The organism is Aestuariimicrobium kwangyangense DSM 21549 (assembly GCF_000421525.1).
Classification (GTDB): domain Bacteria; phylum Actinomycetota; class Actinomycetes; order Propionibacteriales; family Propionibacteriaceae; genus Aestuariimicrobium; species Aestuariimicrobium kwangyangense.
In genome coordinates, this window is the sequence record NZ_ATXE01000001.1 from 195,817 (window position 1) to 213,023 (window position 17,207).

General features: G+C 68.6%; 10 protein-coding genes. 5 read left to right on the top strand and 5 right to left on the bottom strand.

Translation table 11 applies throughout. From position 1 onward, the window contains the following. Window positions 1-328: 328 nt before the first annotated feature. Window positions 329-1,846, bottom strand: coding sequence for a glycerol kinase GlpK (gene glpK, locus H507_RS0100960; RefSeq protein ID WP_022908850.1), 1,518 nt, complete (start codon window positions 1,844-1,846; stop codon window positions 329-331). Window positions 1,847-1,991: 145 nt separating this feature from the next. Further along, window positions 1,992-2,732 (bottom strand): MIP/aquaporin family protein, encoded by a 741-nt coding sequence (locus H507_RS0100965; RefSeq protein WP_084707654.1) that lies wholly within the window; start codon window positions 2,730-2,732, stop codon window positions 1,992-1,994. A gap of 298 nt (window positions 2,733-3,030) precedes the next feature. Here H507_RS0100965 and H507_RS0100970 point away from each other — a divergent pair, with 298 nt between their 5' ends. After that, window positions 3,031-3,918 (top strand): sugar-binding domain-containing protein, encoded by an 888-nt coding sequence (locus H507_RS0100970; RefSeq protein ID WP_084707655.1) that lies wholly within the window; start codon window positions 3,031-3,033, stop codon window positions 3,916-3,918. A gap of 275 nt (window positions 3,919-4,193) precedes the next feature. Then, window positions 4,194-6,050 (top strand): glycogen debranching N-terminal domain-containing protein, encoded by a 1,857-nt coding sequence (locus H507_RS0100975; protein ID WP_022908852.1) that lies wholly within the window; start codon window positions 4,194-4,196, stop codon window positions 6,048-6,050. An 8-nt stretch (window positions 6,051-6,058) separates the two neighbouring features. On the opposite strand, the gene H507_RS0100980 is transcribed toward H507_RS0100975, so the two are convergent. The 3 genes from H507_RS0100980 to H507_RS17755 all read right to left on the bottom strand — a co-directional run bounded on the left by H507_RS0100980 (window position 6,059) and on the right by H507_RS17755 (window position 13,240). Next, the gene (locus H507_RS0100980; protein ID WP_022908853.1) at window positions 6,059-7,294 is read right to left on the bottom strand and encodes an Nramp family divalent metal transporter; all 1,236 of its coding nucleotides are present in this window, start codon (window positions 7,292-7,294) and stop codon (window positions 6,059-6,061) included. A 64-nt stretch (window positions 7,295-7,358) separates the two neighbouring features. After that, complete coding sequence (locus H507_RS13815; RefSeq protein WP_022908854.1) at window positions 7,359-9,794, bottom strand: beta-galactosidase; 2,436 nt, start codon at window positions 9,792-9,794, stop codon at window positions 7,359-7,361. Further along, the gene (locus tag H507_RS17755; RefSeq protein ID WP_022908855.1) at window positions 9,791-13,240 is read right to left on the bottom strand and encodes a GH36-type glycosyl hydrolase domain-containing protein; all 3,450 of its coding nucleotides are present in this window, start codon (window positions 13,238-13,240) and stop codon (window positions 9,791-9,793) included. The genes H507_RS13815 and H507_RS17755 overlap by 4 nt, the downstream gene beginning before the upstream one ends. Window positions 13,241-13,483: 243 nt before the next feature. Between H507_RS17755 and H507_RS0100995 the strand changes: the two genes are divergently transcribed. The 3 genes from H507_RS0100995 (at window position 13,484) to H507_RS0101005 (ending at window position 17,206) form a co-directional block, all read left to right on the top strand. Beyond that, a complete protein-coding gene (locus H507_RS0100995; protein WP_022908856.1) occupies window positions 13,484-15,148 on the top strand; it encodes an ABC transporter substrate-binding protein in 1,665 nt (554 codons plus the stop codon). A gap of 103 nt (window positions 15,149-15,251) precedes the next feature. Further along, window positions 15,252-16,241, top strand: coding sequence for an ABC transporter permease (locus H507_RS0101000; protein WP_022908857.1), 990 nt, complete (start codon window positions 15,252-15,254; stop codon window positions 16,239-16,241). Further along, window positions 16,238-17,206, top strand: coding sequence for an ABC transporter permease (locus H507_RS0101005; protein WP_022908858.1), 969 nt, complete (start codon window positions 16,238-16,240; stop codon window positions 17,204-17,206). Before H507_RS0101000 ends, H507_RS0101005 begins: the two co-directional genes overlap by 4 nt. The last annotated feature ends 1 nt before the right edge of the window (window position 17,207 follow it).

Here is a 17,207-nt window from a genome sequence, read left to right on the forward strand (position 1 = left end):
GCGCCCACTGGTTCGTCGTCCCTCCCTGCCGGGTTCGGTCCCAGTTGCCCGGGTTTCTTCCCAGGTGCCCACGAACGGCGCACTTGCCCTGCCCTTGGACGGGGGCAGGTGCACCGCACGAGGGCAACGGGTGCGGTTCGGGGGCAAGTGGTCTGGTCCGGGGGCATCAGTACGCGACCTGCAGCGGACGAGGCCACCCGCTCAATCGACCGCGCACCGAGCACTGAACACCGAGCACTGACACAGGGATCGGCCCCCGCCACCCGAAGGTGACGAGGGCCGATCCGGCTTGCCTGTCGTGCTCACCCGCTCCCGCGGGCAGCCGAGCTCACTTCACGTCGTCGTCGACCCAGTCGAAGGTGCGCGTGACGGCCTTCTTCCACAGGCGGTACTGACGGTCGCGGTCCTCGGAGTCCATGTTGGGCTCCCAGCGCTTGTCCTCGGCCCAGTTGTCGATGACGTCCTGCTCGCCCGACCAGTAACCGACGGCGATACCGGCGGCGTAGGCGGCGCCCAGCGCGGTCGTCTCGGCAACAACCGGACGAACCACCGGCACCCCGACCATGTCTGCCTGGAACTGCATGAGGGTCTCGTTGGCGGTCATGCCACCGTCAACCTTGAGCTCCTGCAGCTTGGCACCCGAGTCGGCCTCCATGGCGTCCAGCACCTCGCGGGTCTGGAAGGCGGTGGCCTCCAGCACGGCGCGGGCGATGTGGCCACGGTTGACGTAACGGGTCAGGCCCACGATGGCGCCACGGGCGTCCGACTTCCAGTAGGGAGCGAACAGACCCGAGAAGGCGGGGACGAAGTACGCGCCGCCGTTGTCCTCGACGCTGGCCGCCAGTTCCTCGATCTCGGGGGCCGACGAGAACATCTTCAGGTTGTCGCGCAGCCACTGCACCAGGGACCCGGTCACCGCGATCGATCCCTCGAGGCCGTACACGGTCTCAGCGTCGCCGATCTTGTACACCGGAACCGTCAGCAGGCCGTTGGTCGAGGGGACGATCTCGTGCCCGGTGTTCATGATCATGAAGCAGCCGGTGCCGTAGGTGTTCTTCGCCATGCCCTTCTCGAAGCAGGCCTGACCGAAGGTCGCCGCCTGCTGGTCACCGAGGATGCCGGCGATCGGCACACCCGGGAGCAGACCCTGGGATCGTCCCTCGCCGTAGACCTCGGAGCAGGACTTGATCTCGGGGAGCATGCTCATCGGGATCGTCATGTCCTTGCAGATCTCCTCGTCCCAGCTGAGGGTCTTGAGGTCCATCAGCATGGTGCGGGAGGCGTTGGTGATGTCGGTGATGTGCAGGCCACCGTCGACGCCACCGGTCATGTTCCACACGACCCAGGAGTCGATGGTGCCCATCACGAGCTTGCCTGCCTCGGCATCGGCGCGTGCGCCCTCGACGTTGTCGAGCACCCACTTCACCTTGGGGCCACAGAAGTAGGTGGCCAGGGGCAGACCGACACGATCGCGGTACTTGTCCTGGTTGCCGCCGCCGAGCTCCTCGACGATCTTCTGGGTGCGGGTGTCCTGCCAGACGATGGCGTTGTAGACGGGCTCGCCGGTCTCCTTGTTCCAGACAACGGTGGTCTCACGCTGGTTGGTGATGCCGACCGCGGCGATGTCGTTGTGGTTGACCGAGGCCTTCGACAAGGCCATGCCGACGACCTCGCGGACGTTGTCCCAGATCTCCTTCGGGTTGTGCTCGACCCAGCCGGCGCGCGGGAAGATCTGCTCGTGCTCCTTCTGGCCCGAGGCCACGATCTGGCCGGAGTGGTCGAAGACGATCGCTCGCGAGCTGGTGGTTCCCTGGTCGATGGCCAGGATGTACTTGGTGTCGCTCATTGACTCTGTTCCTCTTCCTTGAGTGAGTGTCGTGCTGAGTGAGGGTTGTGGTTCGAGTTTCCGTGCCGTCTGCCCTCGGGTCGGCGGCTCGGAGGTGGTGCCGGTCGCTGCCGTCACAGGTCGACGGCAGCGGTTGGTCGTCCGGTCAGGGAAGCAGCACGTGGCTCAGGGCACCGGCGAGCAGACCACCGATGATCGGGCCGACGACCGGAACCCAGGAGTAACCCCAGTCGGAGTGGCCCTTGCCCTTGATGGGGAGCAGAGCGTGTGCGATGCGGGGTCCGAGGTCACGGGCGGGGTTGATGGCGTACCCGGTGGGGCCACCGAGGGAGGCGCCGATGCCGACGATCAGCAGCGCGACTCCGAGCGCTCCGAGCCAGCCGAGGTTGGCAGGGCCGGTCTCACCGTTGGAGCTGAACTTGCCGGCGCCGATGACCACGAAGACCAGGACGAAGGTGCCGATGGCCTCGGTGATGACGTTCCACATGTAGTTGCGGCTCTCGGGGCCGGTCGAGAAGACACCCAGCTTGAGGGCGGGGTCCTCAGCGGCATCGAACTGCTCCTTGTAGGCCAGCCAGCACAGCACGGCGCCGAGGAAGGCACCGACCATCTGGGCGGCGATGTAGGTGAGAACGGTGCCGACCGACATCTTCACCCCGGAGGCGAGCAGGCCCAGCGTGACGGCCGGGTTGAGGTGACCGCCGGACTTGTACGAGACGAGAACACCGGCGAAGACTGCAAGTCCCCACCCGAAGTTCACCATCAGGAAGCCGGTGCCCTTCCCCTTGTTGAGGGGAAGGATGTTGTTGGCGACGACGCCGCCACCGAGGAGGAGCAGCATCGCTGTGCCCACGACCTCGGAGAGGAAAATTGTTCCCACGGGAATCTCCCTTCGGTGCCTCAGCACCTGTGAACGCGCCTGGGGCGCGGGTCAATGCGGATGATCGGAACGGATCGATCGGGGTGGGCTGCACATCGCTGTGGGGCCCGGGTGGCGAGTCAGGGAGATTGGCAGCGGTGCCCACCCCCATGGCGCGACACCATGATGTTGCGCTCAGTCAATCGACTGTTGCACGATTGCGCCATGCTCCTGCACGAACGTGCAGGTGCACCCCAAGGGGTGAGCGAATTTGTCCGACGAGCTCTATTCGGTGGCCCAGCTCTATTACGTGCAGGGCGAGACGATGGACTCCATCGCGCGCCAGTTCCGCACGTCCCGCTCCACCATCTCGCGACTGCTGAAGGAGGCCCGCGAAACCGGGGTGGTCGAGATCCAGGTGAGGGAGCACGACTCGTCCTCGGGAACGCTGGCATCGACCCTGCGCCAACTGTTCGGGGTCAAGGTGACCGTGGTCCCCGTCAAGGGCCAGGCGACCGAGGTGATGCGGCTCGACCGGGTGGCCCAGGTCGCCGCGCACCAACTGAACTCGATGGTGCTGGACGGCCACACGGTCGGTGTGGCCTGGGGGACGACCCTGGCCGCCATCGTCAGCCACCTCAACCCGCGGGAGCACTCGGGAGTGACCCTGGTGCAGTTGAACGGCGGTGCCAACGGCATGACCACCGGCATCCCCTACGTGAGCTCGATCATGGCCCGCATGGCCGAGCTGTGGGATGCCCAGATGCTGTTGTTCCCGGTGCCGGCCTTCTTCGACTACCCCGAGAGCCGGCAGGCCATGTGGCGCGAGCGCAGCGTCCAGAGCGTCCGCGCCGTCCAGCGCTCAGCCGACGTGGCCGTCTTCGGAGTCGGGAGCATGACCGCCGGGGTACCGAGCCACGTGTACTCCGCCGGTTACCTCAACGAGGACGACATGGTGAGCCTGCGCGCCGACAAGGTGGTCGGCGACATCTGCACGGTGCTGTTGCGCGAGGACGGCTCGTGGCGCGACGTCTCGCTCAACCAGCGGGCGTCGGGCCTCACCCCCGGTGAACTGCAGGCGATCCCGCGCAGGTTGTGCGTCGCGGCCGGGGCGGCCAAGGCGCTTCCCCTGCTGGCCGCGCTGCGGGCCCGGGCCGCGACGGAGGTCGTGGTGGACGACGCGGCCGCCCGCGCACTGCTGGAGCGCCTCTGAGAGTGGGCGCCGCCGCCGAACCCCCCTCAGGCGCGACCGGAGCGGAGCAGGACCTGCAGGATGTGCATCTGAATGGTCGATCGCGTCCCGGATGGGCTGCGATGGGCGGTTCAGCTGCACGGGCTGCACCAGCCTCGCCGAGGGCACGAGGCTGGCTCGCCCGCTGGCCGCGCCCGGCTGGCGGGGCCGGCGGGGCCAGCGGTAGCGGGGGGATGGCTCGCCGGTCATCACCTGAACTGCCCGTGCGCCCCGTCACGATGTGGAACGCTCGAACCATGAACCAGCCGTACCTGCACGCCGACGTGTGCGTGCTCAATGCTCCCCTGCAGGCGTGGTCCCAGCGTGACGGCCAACTCACCGGTCAGGGAGCACAGGGTGTCTACGTCGGCGACGAGCGGGTCCTCTCACGGCTCCTGCTCGAGGTGGCCGAACGCACCGTCGAACCCACCTGCACCCACGTGCCGGGGGGGCCGACAGCCCGGTTCCACGCCATCGTCCGCACACCCGAGTACGGGGTCGACCCGGCGATGTGGCTGCAACGCACCCGTGAGGTGAGCAACGACACGCTCACCGAAACCATCAGCGTGCGCTCCTCGGCCACGGTCGAGACACCGCTGGGGCTGGTCATCCGGTTGGTGCCCGACACGAGCACCATGGAACAGATCAAGCAGGGTCTCGCCGGGGCACCGGTCGACCTCACCACGCTGGCCCGAGAGGGCGAGGGGTTGGTCTGGTCATGGCGCGACGACTCCACCAAGGCCTCACTGGCGGGCCCCTTCGAGGTCGAGGGCTCCGAGCTGGTGGCCCGGGTCACGGTGCTCGTCCCACCACGCGGTGAAGCAAGCTTCTCGTTCACCCTGTCGGTCACCGACACCGGCGCACCCTTCGGCGCCACCACCGCCGCTCCCCTGGAACTGCCGGAGACCCGCTCCGAAACGGCACTCGACCGGCTGCTCACCACCAGCCTGCGTGACCTCAACGGGCTCCGGATGGCGGAGCCGGACCGTCCCGACGATGCCTTCTTCGCCGCCGGTTCGCCCTGGTACTTCACCCTGTTCGGCCGGGACTCGCTGATCAGCGCGAGGTTGGTGCTCGACCACGACCCGTCGATCGCTGCCTCCACCCTGCGCGTGCTGTCGCGCCGTCAGGGCACCGCCACGAATGTCGACACCGCCGAACAGCCGGGCAAGATCCTGCACGAGGTGCGCCGGGTCACCCTGAACCTCGACCAGACCACGAGCCTTCCGCCGGAGTACTTCGGGACCATCGACGCCACTCCCCTGTGGATCATGCTGCTGGTGGACCTCGCCGCCACAGGCGAGGACGTCCGCGAGTTCGAACCCGCCCTCAGGGCGGCGCTCACCTGGCTTCGTGACCACTCCGACGCCGATGGCGACGGCTTCCTGGAGTACCGTGACGAGTCCGGGCACGGCCTGGCAAACCAGGGGTGGAAGGACTCCGGTGACTCGATCCGCTGGGCGGACGGATCGGAGGCGACGGCCCCGATCGCCCTCTGCGAGGTGCAGGGCTATGCCCATGCCGCCGCAGTCGGCGCCGCGGGACTGCTCGAGAACTGGGGCGATGACGATGCCGCCGTCGAGTGGCGCGAATGGGCCGAAGCGCTCAACCGCCGCTTCCGGGAACACTTCTGGGTCGCCGACGATCTGGGCGCCTACCCTGCCCTCGCGCTCGATGCCGACAAGAGGCCCGTCGACGGGGTGGCCTCGAACATGGGACATCTGCTCGGCACGGGCATCCTCACCAGCGACGAGGCCCGCACCGTCGTCGACCGGCTGCTGCACGAGTCGATGTCGTCCGGGTATGGCATTCGCACCCTGTCGACGACGAACGCCGGCTACTGGCCGATGGGCTACCACGTCGGATCGGTCTGGACCCACGACACTGCCTTCATCATCGACGGTATGCTGCGCGAGGGGTTCACCGACGAGGCGGAGCAGGTGGCGGCCGAGTTGCTGCGCGCGGCCGAGGGCTTCGAGTTCCGGATGCCCGAGCTCTACGGCGGGCAGCCGTCGACGGAGATCTTCCCGCCCCACCCCTACCCGGCGAGTTGTCGTCCGCAGGCGTGGGCTGCGGCCTCGGCCATCGTGGTGGCCAGAGCCCTCGCCGACTGACCCGACCCTCAGCCCAGCAGGGTCAGCACCAGCAGCGCCACGTTCAGGGTCACGATCGCGGCGGCCACCAGCCACGCGAGCCACGTGAGTGCACGAGGGTTGGCGAACCCTCCCATCACCCGACGGTCGCTGGTCAACCGCACCAGCGGTACGAGTGCGAACGGCACTCCGAGGCTCAGCACCACCTGCGAGAGCACCAGCGCCCGGGTCGGGTCGAACCCGGAACCGAGCACCAGCAGGGCCGGTACAAGGGTCACGAGCCGGCGCCAGACCAGCGGTACCCGCACCCGCAGCAGTCCAGCCATGATGGTCGCGCCGGCGTACGAACCCACCGACGTCGAGGCCAGTCCCGAGGCCAGCAATCCGATGCCGAACATCAGCGCGATGACCGGACCCAGTGCCTCGCCGATGGCCGCGTGGGCGCCCGGGATGGTGTCGGTGCCGCCCACCCCCTGCAGGCTGGTGGCCGCCAGCACCAGCATGGCGATGTTGACCGTTCCCGCCACCACCAGCGCCGAGACGACATCGACCCGGGTGGCGTGCAGCAGCCGCGGCGTCTCGGCTGGGCTCGGAACCACCTGGAAGTGGTCGCGGGTGAGACCCGAGTGCAGATAGATGGCGTGCGGCATCACGGTGGCCCCGAGCATGCTGGCGGCGAGCAGCACCGAGTCGCGTCCGTCGAACCGGGGTACGACTCCCGCGGCGGCGCCCGGCCAGTCGATGGGTGTGATCACCAGCCCGGCGGCGAAACCGACACCGATGATCGCCAGCAGACCCGCAACCACGAACTCGAAGCGGCGCTGCCCCCTGGACTGAACCAGCAACAGCACCATCGACACCGCCCCCACGACCAGACCCCCGACCAGCAGGGGGAGCCCGAACAGGATGTTCAGCGCGACCGCTCCGCCGACCACCTCGGCCAGGTCGGTGGCAGCCGCGACCAACTCGGCCTGGGCCCAGTAGGCCAGGCGGCCGCGCCGTGGCAGCCGGTGCCCGATCAGCGACGGCAGGGTCTCACCCGTGACGAGCCCGAGCTTGGCCGACAGGTACTGGATCAGCACCGCCATCAGGTTCGCCGCCACCAGCACCCACAACAGCAGGTAGCCGTGGTTGGCGCCGGCCGTCAGGTTGGCGGCCACGTTCCCGGGGTCGACATAGGCGATGGCCGCCACGAACGCGGGGCCCAGCGACCACCACAGCCCGCGCCGAGGGCGGGACGACGGGGTGGTCACGGTCGAGGTCACAGGCGAAGTCTGCCCCACGGCCCGTGCCCGGGCGTTGACCTGCGCGGGCGACGACGCGAAGGGATCAGCCCGGTGTGAGGGTCACCGTCAGCGAGTCCTCGTCCACCACGGCGCTCGCCCCGACGACCTGCAGCCACCAGCCAGGATGGGTCGCGGACCTCAGTGGCTCACCGAACTTCAGGCGCACCGTGCCGTCGTCCGCACGCGTTGACCCGATGACCTCGGCGTTCGCCGTGAGCCTCGCTCCCGGCAGGCCGAGCGGTGACAGTTCCAACCCGAGCGGCAGCATCCAGCCGGTGTAGGGCTTCAACCTCAGGTGCTCCCCGACCACGGCCCGGCCGTTGAGGGAGACCTCGGCGTCCATCTCGTAACCGGAGATGTTCCACAGGTGCAGGATCCGCGACTCCCGGTCCGAGAGGGTGGTGGTGCCGAACAGGCCGGGGAACTCGGAATCCAGAACCAGGCCGCGCGACACGCCCAGTCGATCGAGGGCTCGTCCGAACCAGGTGGGGAGACCCGGCAGCTCGGCGGTGAACAGTACGACCCGTCCGGCGCCGACGGCGACGTCGAGCGCGCACGCGTCGCCCGAACCGGCCAACGTCAGCACCACCTCACCGCGGGTGACCTGCAAGGGCTGCGCCCAGGCGACCCGCACCTCGGCCTCGGGCGCCGCCCAGCCTTGGGAGACGACCGAGGGATGGGACCGGTGGCCCTCGCTGACGGGCTCCCCCGGCCTCACTCCCAGGGCGTCGGCGAGGATCGTGCACGGACGACCGGCCAGGTCGAACTCGGGCATCCGTCCCAGCAGCAGCAATGACCCGCCGCGTTCGCAGTGGTCGACCAGCCAACGCTGGGTCGACTCCGCCAGGTGCTGCGAAACGGCGCACATCACGGTCACCGGCCGTCCATCGACCTGGCGGGCGAGGTCGTGCTGCACGTCGACGGCGTCGAACCGGTGGCCGCGCATCATGGCCGGGCGAGCCAGGGCGCGCCGAGGACCCGCTCCGCGCCAGCGCGCCAGGTCGGCCACCACGCGGGTCATCACGGCCGAGTGGGGATGGGCGTACTCGGTGGCATAGGAGTCGAGGACCAACCCCAGGGAGAGGTCGTCGAGTTCCTCGGTCGAGGTGGCCAGCCAGGGTTCCATCGTCCGGGCGAGGTGGGCCGCCCGCGCGGTGGGGGCGAACGTCGGTCCCCGCGTGCCCTCCGGTGTGATCGGCGCCGCGAAGCCGTGGCGTTCACCGGTGAAGGCGATCCGGTCGTTCCCGTCACCCACCGGGGTCTGCAGGGGCGGGTTGATGCCTCCGGCCATCAGGTAGTAGTTGAGCATCCGATTGCCCTGGGCGAGGAAGAGCCGGGTCTTCAACTCGACCGTGTGCGGGTCGTAGTTCTGGTCGAAGCCGCCCCCGTAGTCGCCTGTGCCCGCCTCGAACTCCAGCGAGGTGATCGGCTGGTCGGCGTCATGGACGGCCGCCTGGTAGGCGTTGAGCACATACAGGTCGGGGGTCGTCTCGAGGGTGAGGTTGCCCACGTAGTGGTCGGAGCCCGAGAGGTATCCGGGGCGCCGCGCGTAGGTGTCGACCAGTTGTGAGATCCCGATGGGGAACGGCTGCCCCGAACCGTCGGCGGTGCCGTGGATGTTGACCAGGAAGGGGACGCCGACCACGCCCGCCTCCTCGGCCATCGCGCGCAGGGCGTCGACGTAGCGGGCGAATCGTCCCCGCATGAACTCGGCCAGATCGACCCGCAGGTCGCCGGCCCACCGCTCGTCCGGGGATCGGACGGCCTCGGTCCAGGCCGCGTGGTCGTCCGGATCATCGTCCAGCAGACCCGGGTACCTCTCGCTGACGTGCTCACCATGTCGATGGCGCACCCAGCCGCGGAAGTCGTCCAGCAGGTGCTCGGTGAGGTCTGGGGAGTTGGTGACCCAGGCCAACATGCCGATCTCGTTGTCGAGTTGCACGGCGATCACGGGGCCCCGTGGGGCTTCGGGAGCAGAGCCGCCACCGGCGGTGTCGACGTGCAGCCTCGCGGCCAGCACGGGCATCACCGCCTCGTACCACCGCCTGGTCTCGGCCAGGAAGGCCGGCGCCAGGTAGTCGACCGTCGCGGTCGTGGACGGTTTCGCGTCCCATCCCACCGGGACGATCTCGGGGTGCTCGCGGTACAGGCGGTACGGGAGCCCCTCGTTCTTCAGCTCCGCCATCTGGAAGGGACCGGGTCGGGCGATGAACCAGAGCCCGCGGTCAGCGCACAGGTCGATGAAGGCGCCGATGTCGAGTTGCGGGTCAGTGCGTCCGGTGACGTCGAGGGAGCCGTCGGCGAGTTCGTGCACCAGCCACGGGATGTAGCTGGCCACCGTGTTGCACCCCGACTCCACCAGCAGGTCGAGTCGTTGCTCCCACTGGTCGCGGGGGGTCCTGAAGTAATGGATCTCGCCGGCCACCACCACCCGCGGTTCACCGTCGACCAGCAGCCGACGCCCACGCGCCTCGATCACGCACCCACCTCCACCACGACCGCAGCCCCGGCGCGGAACGGAGCCGCCTCGACCGACCATCCCGGTGTCCGGTAACGGTTGTCGAGAGGCTGACCGACCATGGGCTGGCCGTCGACGGTCACGGCTCTCACCCCCGCACCGGTGCCGCGGACGCGGTAGGTGATGGTGAGGTGCCCGTCGGTGACCGGCACCCTCGCCACCAGACCGTCGAGGGCCGCCGGCAACACGGGGTCGAGCTCGACCCGGTCGCCCCGTCGGCGCACCCCGAACAGGTTCTCGGTGACCAGACGCAGGAACAGTCCTGGCCCCGAGGAGTAGATCCGCCATCCGCCCTCGAGCGGCACCTCACCGGCCATCAGGTCCGGGTAGCGACGCTCTGCCTCCCAGCGGTCGGCGAAGTCCGCGTCGGAACTGGAGTAGTAGCAGGTGGTCTGCCGCGGACGAGCCTGCGGCAGCCGGTCCGTCAACGCAGCCGGGCACACCAGCAGCAGGGCACGCCAGAACTCCTCGGCGCGCCCCATCGTGGCCAAGGCCTCGGCGTAGCGCAGGTGTGCATGGGTGTACATCAGTCCGATCTCCCGGCCCCAGAAGGTCGCCCCCTCGGCGCGCTGGAAGATCTCCATGGGCCCACCGCGGTATTGGGCCGGACGATCGAAGAGGCGGGCCCCATCGGGACCGAGCAGGTGGTCGGCGATCAACTGCAGGTGGTGATCGGCCTCGTCCGGGGTCAACTGCTGGCCCGAGATGGCGTGGATCCAGGGCAACACACCGTGGGTCAGTCCGGTGCGGCTGTCGCGGGGGTGCACCAGCAGTTCCACGGGCCCACCCGGGGTGTGCCCCGGTTCGGGGAAGACGCCGTAGCCGGCCAGTTCCCCGTCGACCAGCAGCAGTTCGCGCAGGTCGTGGAGGGTGGCACCGGCGAGGCTCGCGGAGCGCTCGGCCAGGCCGAGCAGCGCCCGGTCGTCGCCGGCGACCCCTCGCACACCCTCGGCGAGGTGCCGCAACGCCTCGGTCTGCAGCACCGAGGTCCATGTCGAGACCATCTGGTGGGCCAAGGCCGGGTCGGCCGGCTGGAGCGAGTCGTTCCAGTCACCGTGACCGTACGCCGGCAACGAGGAACCCGGCACCAGGTGTTCGCCGATGTGATCCAGGGCCCGTGACAGGTGCTCGGCCACGGGGCGCGGTGCGGTGGGCCCCGCCTCGCCCGAGAACGGTACGAGCACATCCAGGAAGTCGCGGTCACCGGTCAGTCTGAGGTAGTCGCCCACGGCCAGCACCGGCCAGAGGACCACGTCGCCGTGGCTCTCGAACTGGGCCCAGCGCCCACCCGGGGGCAGGAAGTCGAAGGCCTGCGGCCAGTCGCCGCGCTCGTTCTGGGCGGCGAGGAGGTCGAGCAGGGTCGTGCGCTGGGCCTCGTCCGCGGCCAGGGCCGTGAGCAGCCCCACCGGGCCCTGGCTGACATCACGCGTGCCCCAGCCACCCCCGGAGAACTGCTCCAGCCCGCGCGGGCTCAGGTGGTGGATCAGCGCGTTGTGGGCGAACCAGCGCAGCGTCGAGTCGAGCACACCGACCTCCCTGCCGGCAATCGCGTCCGGGCCCAGGGCCGGGGGCGTGACCCCCAGGCGCGTGGTCACGGTGCGCCAGGGGTCGGGCAGGTGATCGGCGGCCGCCCGGGCCAGTTCGGTAGCGACCACGTCGAGGGTGAGCGACAGGTCGATCTCGGTGACCGCCCCGAACTCGGCCACCAGCCAGGGCTGGCGTCGGCTGACCCCGTCGTCGAAGAGCAGCTCGTCGCCCCCGAAGGCGGCGGCGCCGTCGGATCGCCAGTGGGAGGTGAACGACCGGTCACCGAGGGCCACGGTCACGCCGGTCCCGTCGGGGGACTCGGTCACGTCCACCTCGAGCGGGGCCGGCACCTGACCCAGGTCGTCGCCCAGGGCGACGTGGCAGGCGACCAGCACGCGGCTGGGCGAGCCCTCGATCACCCGCAGCGTCAGCGGCAGGTGGTGCCGGTCGGTGGGCGCCTCGGCGATCACCTCGAGCAACAGGTCATCGGCCCGGTACAGCCAGCGGGCGCGGTCGGGACGCAGGGCCCACGCGCTGGGCTCGACCAGCAGTCGCGCGCCTTCGCCCCGGTCGATGAAGATCCGCAGTCCGTGCGCCTGCATCAATCCCAGGTAGGTGCGCCTGGCCGAGATGGCCACCCCTTGGTTGACGTGCCCCTGCGAGACCTGCGAGGCGAAGACCCCGGCCATCCACACCGTCGAGGTGAGCAGGTCGGTGTCGGGGGCCAGTGCGCTCCCGGTGCGCAGCATGTGACCGTGCGGACGAAGCACCGCCCGCTCCTTGGCGGCCAGGGTCACGACCTCCGCCTCGGCACCCTCACCGATCTGGAAGGACCACAGCCCTCCCTTCGGGTCGGACTCGACCAACGCCCGATCAGCGCCGAACAGCCGGTGGACCTCGGGCTCGTCCAGGTCGTCGCAGACCAGCGGCGGATGGTCGAACAGGCTGGTCGCGGGTGCCTCGGGCTCGCCGGTGTCGGGGTCCCTGCGGTGGCGTCCGTCACCCACGAGATCGTCGGTCGCACCCTGCGCCAGCCCCTCGGCGAACACGAACGCAGCCTCTGCCAGGGAGCGGTCGGCCGAACTGGTGGCGGCCGGGTGGTCGGGCACCAACACCCCGAAGAAGCCACTGGTGGTTTGCCGACCGGGCACCAGGGTCAGTGGGGCAGCACCGAGGGCGACGAGCGTGTGTTCCCCCTGCAGGCGACGCGAGGGCAAGCCGCCCGAGAGGTCGAGTCGTGCTCGTCCACTGGCGGTCGAGGTGAGCTGGCGGCCATCGGTGGCCCACTGTTCACCGACCCCCAGGGCTCCGATCAGGGCCCACGGCACCTGCTTGCCGGGCATGTTCTGGCGGACGGCGACCGCGGTCCCGTGGTCGGGCAGCTCGACGGGAGTGAGGTCGAGGTACTGGCTGACGTAGAACTCGTTGAGGCGCAGCACCTCGTAGGGAGCCAGTGCCACGTCCTGGGTGTGCAGCAGCGAGACCTCGACACTCTCGGCGCCCTCGACCGCCAGCCCGACGCGCCAGACCCAGGCCAGGACGTCTGGCGAGAAGTGCAGTGACACGCGGTACCGCACTCCCAGTGCGGTGCCGGTCACGACCGGCGGCTCACCCTGGACCCGGGCACCCGTTCCCGATCCGAGCAGCGGCACGACCAGGTCGTCGCGCCGCAACCAGAGGTTGCCCAACCCGGCCTCCAGTTCGCTGGCCGGGTGCTGCAGCAGGCTCAGGCCCGCGACGTCAAAACGGCTCAGGGCACCGGTGGAGGCGAATTGCGCAGACATGTCCTGACAGGTCAGGAAGTGCGGGACCCCACGGCCCTGCTGAGGTCGCACGGCGGGGGGTGGGCCGGCCTCACTGCCGGTGCTGTCGATGCTCACCCCGTCGTGTCTACCGACCATCTGGGCTTGTCGCAAGCGATTCAGCGATGAATCCCCGCGAAAGTGACCTCGCTTGGAATCACGATTCGTGATCTTTCATGAAAGTGTTTTCACGCCGACCGTGAAAGCCATTTACATGTGGACGATCGCTGTCCCCGGGGGATTTCTCGTGGTTAGCTGACGCCACCGACCACTAGGAGACCCACAATGAAGTCACGGTCAGCTCTAGCTGCGTTGTCGGTGATGGTCACGACCACCCTCGCTGTTGCGGGATGTTCGGGACAGGTCAAGACGACGCAGAACGACCCAGCCGGATCGACCGGCCCGGTGAACTCCGCCGGCACCGACAAGATGATCGACACCCTGACGCTTCCCGCCGAGGTGCCCGACAACGTCGCGGGCATCGAGAACTACAACCCCTGGGCGCCCAACGTCACCTCGAAGAACTACTTCTACGAGCCGCTGATGATCCGCAGCTCGGTGAACTGTGAGGTCGTGCCCTGGCTCGCCACCGACTACAAGTGGGACTCGGCCTCCCAGATCCACTTCACCATCCGCGACGGCGTGAAGTGGTCCGACGGCCAGCCCCTCACGGCCGACGACGTGGCCTTCACCCTGAACCTGCGCAAGCAGTACGCCGCCCTGGACGACATCGGCCTGTGGAACGACACCTTCGGAGCCCACGCCGACCAGGTCACAGCTGAGGGGAACACGGTCACCATCAAGTTCTCGGGCAACGCCGCGGCCAAGTTCGACTCCCTGATCACCACCAAGATCATCCCCAAGCACGTCTGGGAGAAGGTGGGCGACCCGACCAAGTACGTGGAGAAGAAGCCCGTGGGGTCTGGTCCCTTCCAGGTGAAGTCGTACAACGGACGCAAGCTGGTGCTGGAGCGCCGCGCCGACTACTGGCAGGCCGACAGGGTCAAGGTCAAGAACCTCGTCCTCGAGGGCAACTACGACGCGACCAACGCCGCGCTGAAGCTGACCGCCGGCCAACTGGACGCCTACTGGGGTGAGATCCCCAACCCCAAGGTGTCGTTCCAGGACAAGAACCCCTCCCTGAACCACTTCTGGTACGCCCCGGCGGGCTCCACCGTGCTGACCCCCAACACCCAGAAGGCCCCGTTCAACGACGCGGCCTTCCGTGAGGCCTACTCCCAGGGCATGGACAAGGACCAGATGTCGGCCAAGGCCACCTACTCGGTGATGAAGCCGGCCAGCCAGACGGGCCTCAAGCTGCCCTACGCCGAGAACCTGATGCCCGATGCGCTGAAGAACCAGGACACGGTGCTGAAGTACGACCCGGCCAAGGCGAACCAGATGTTCGACGACGCCGGCTACAAGGTGGGCAACGACGGCTTCCGCACCACCAAGGACGGCAAGCCGTTGACGATCCAGTTCTCGGTGCAGGCCGGCTGGATCGACTACCAGGCCGCGGCGGACGTCATCGTCCGCGACCTGAAGGCGATGAAGCTCAACGCCAAGGTGGTCGCCTCGCCGCCCGATGCCGTCGACCTGAAGAAGAAGCAGGGCGACTTCGACATGATGCTGGAGTACCTCAACGGTGCCTGCGAAGTGGCGCGCAACCTGGGCTCCAAGCTCGCCAGTGACCAGATCCCGACCAAGACGACGGTGATGTCGAACGTCGAGCGCTGGAAGGATCCCAAGACCGACGGGATCGTCAAGCAGTTGTCCGGCGCCACCGATCCGGCCGAGCAGAAGAAGCTGGTGGGTGAACTGGTCGACGTGATGATGACCCAGTACCCGGTCACCCCGCTGTTCTACGCCCCCGCCCGCATGATCTACCGCACCGACCATGCCGTCGGGTGGCCGTCGGAGCAGGACCCGTACGCCACCAACAGCGACATGCTGCTGATCATGACCCACCTGAAGAGCGCGAAGTAACGCGCCGGCGGATGGTCGTCCGAGTCGCCCCCCAGACCCGGACGACCATCCGCCCCACCCTCCCGCGAGGACGCCGGAGGGGACACCGTGAAAGGGGGCGCACGTGCGCTACTTCCTTCGACGCCTGGGGTACTTCTTCCTCACCCTGTGGGCCGCCGTGACGTTGAACTTCCTCATCCCGCGGCTGCAGCCGGGCGACCCGGCCGAGATCATGGTCAAGAAACTGGCCGGCAAGGACGCCGAGCTCGATCCGGCCAAGGTCGCCGCCATGCGCGCCATGCTGGGCGCCCCCGACGGAAACCTGTTCCAGCAGTACCTCGCCTACCTCAAGCAACTGCTCAGCGGGAACCTGGGCGTCTCGTACACCTACTTCCCCTCACCGGCCACCGAGGTGATCGGCAAGGCGCTGCCGTGGACGCTCATCCTGGTCGGGGTCACCCTGGTGCTGAGCTTCCTGATCGGTACCGTCCTGGGCGCCTTCGCCGCCTGGCGTCGCAACTCCACCTTCGACTCGGTGGCCACGCTCGGCTCGACCTTCCTGGGCAGCCTGCAGTCCTTCTGGGTGGCGCTGCTGCTGCTGTTCGTCTTCGGCTACATGCTGGGCTGGTTCCCGACCGCTGGCGGCTACGACGAGTCGACCCCCGGCGCCAACTGGGCGTTCGTGCAGGAGGCCGTGATGCACTCGGTGCTGCCCGCGGCCGTGCTGATGATCCTCGGCCCGATCGGCTGGATCATGCAGATGCGCGGCACCATGATCATGAACCTCGGCGAGGACTACATCCGCCTGGCCCGAGCCAAGGGTGTGCCCGACGGCCAGATCGCGATCCGCTACGCGGCCCGCAACGCCCTGCTCCCCTCGATCACGGGGCTGGCGATGGCAGTGGGCGGCATCCTCGGCGGTCAGATCCTGATCGAGCAGACCTTCGACTACCCCGGTCTCGGACGCCTGATGGGTCAGGCCGCCACGGCCAAGGACTACCCGCTGCTGCAGGCACTGCTGCTGTTGACGATCACGGCCACCCTGGTCGCCAACCTGATCGCAGACCTCACCTACGGCATCCTGGATCCCCGCGCTCGAAAGGCCGGCGCATGACCAACCCCACCCAGCCCACTGCTGACGCCACCTCGACCCTGCACGAGCAGGCCGGTGAGGCCGACCTTGACGCCGTCGCCAACCCCTCCAGCGGTCGGCGTGCCCGCGGCGGGTCGAACGGCCCGTCGTGGTTCCAGATCATCTGGGCGTCGAAGAAGGCACGCGTCGGCATCGTCCTGCTCGGTCTCTACGTCCTGGTCGCCCTGCTGGCACCCGTGATTTCCCCTCATGACGCGGCCGACACCACCTTCAACCCGGTCGAGCTGCCCAGCGGTGCCCACTGGATGGGCACCACCACCCAGGGCGCCGACATCTTCAGCCAGCTGATCTACGGCACCCGCACCTCACTGATCGTCGGCCTGTTCGGTGGCCTGTTCGCCACCGCCCTGGCCCTGCTGATCGGCCTGATCTCGGGTTACCTCGAAGGCACCTGGATCGACGACATCCTGTCGTTCGTCACCAACGTCGCCCTGGTGGTGCCGGTGTTGCCCCTCATCATCACGCTGATGGCCTACTCCGAGGTGCGCAGCATCTGGTTCACCATCTTCATCATCGGCATCATCAGCTGGGCCGGACCCGCCCGCGCCAAGCGGGCGCAGATCATCACCCTGCGCAACCGCGACTGGGTGACGGCGGCCAAGTTCGCCGGGGACGGCACGGGCACGATCGTCTTCCGCGAGATCCTGCCCCAGATGACCTCACTGGTCGCGGCCGGGTTCTTCGGGGCCGCCAACGGCGCCATCGGCGCCGAGGCTGGTCTGTCGTTCCTGGGTCTGGGCAACACCGAATCGGTCTCGTGGGGAACCATGCTGTACCAGGCCCAACTGCAGGGGGCACTCGCCCAGGGCCTGTGGATCTGGTTGATCGTTCCCGGCCTCGCGCTCGCCGGGCTGATCTTCTCCCTGACCCTGGTCAACTTCGGGATCGACCTGATCTCGAACCCGCACCTGCGAGAGGACGGCTGAG

Excerpts from the sequence above, each read along its gene's own strand:
- glpK (WP_022908850.1), bottom strand. The coding sequence starts at position 1,846 with ATGAGCGACACCAAGTACATCCTGGCCATCGACCAGGGAACCACCAGC.
- H507_RS0100970 (WP_084707655.1), top strand. The coding sequence starts at position 3,031 with ATGGACTCCATCGCGCGCCAGTTCCGCACGTCCCGCTCCACCATCTCG.
- H507_RS0100975 (WP_022908852.1), top strand. The coding sequence starts at position 4,194 with ATGAACCAGCCGTACCTGCACGCCGACGTGTGCGTGCTCAATGCTCCC.
- H507_RS0100995 (WP_022908856.1), top strand. The coding sequence starts at position 13,484 with ATGGTCACGACCACCCTCGCTGTTGCGGGATGTTCGGGACAGGTCAAG.
- H507_RS0101005 (WP_022908858.1), top strand. The coding sequence starts at position 16,238 with ATGACCAACCCCACCCAGCCCACTGCTGACGCCACCTCGACCCTGCAC.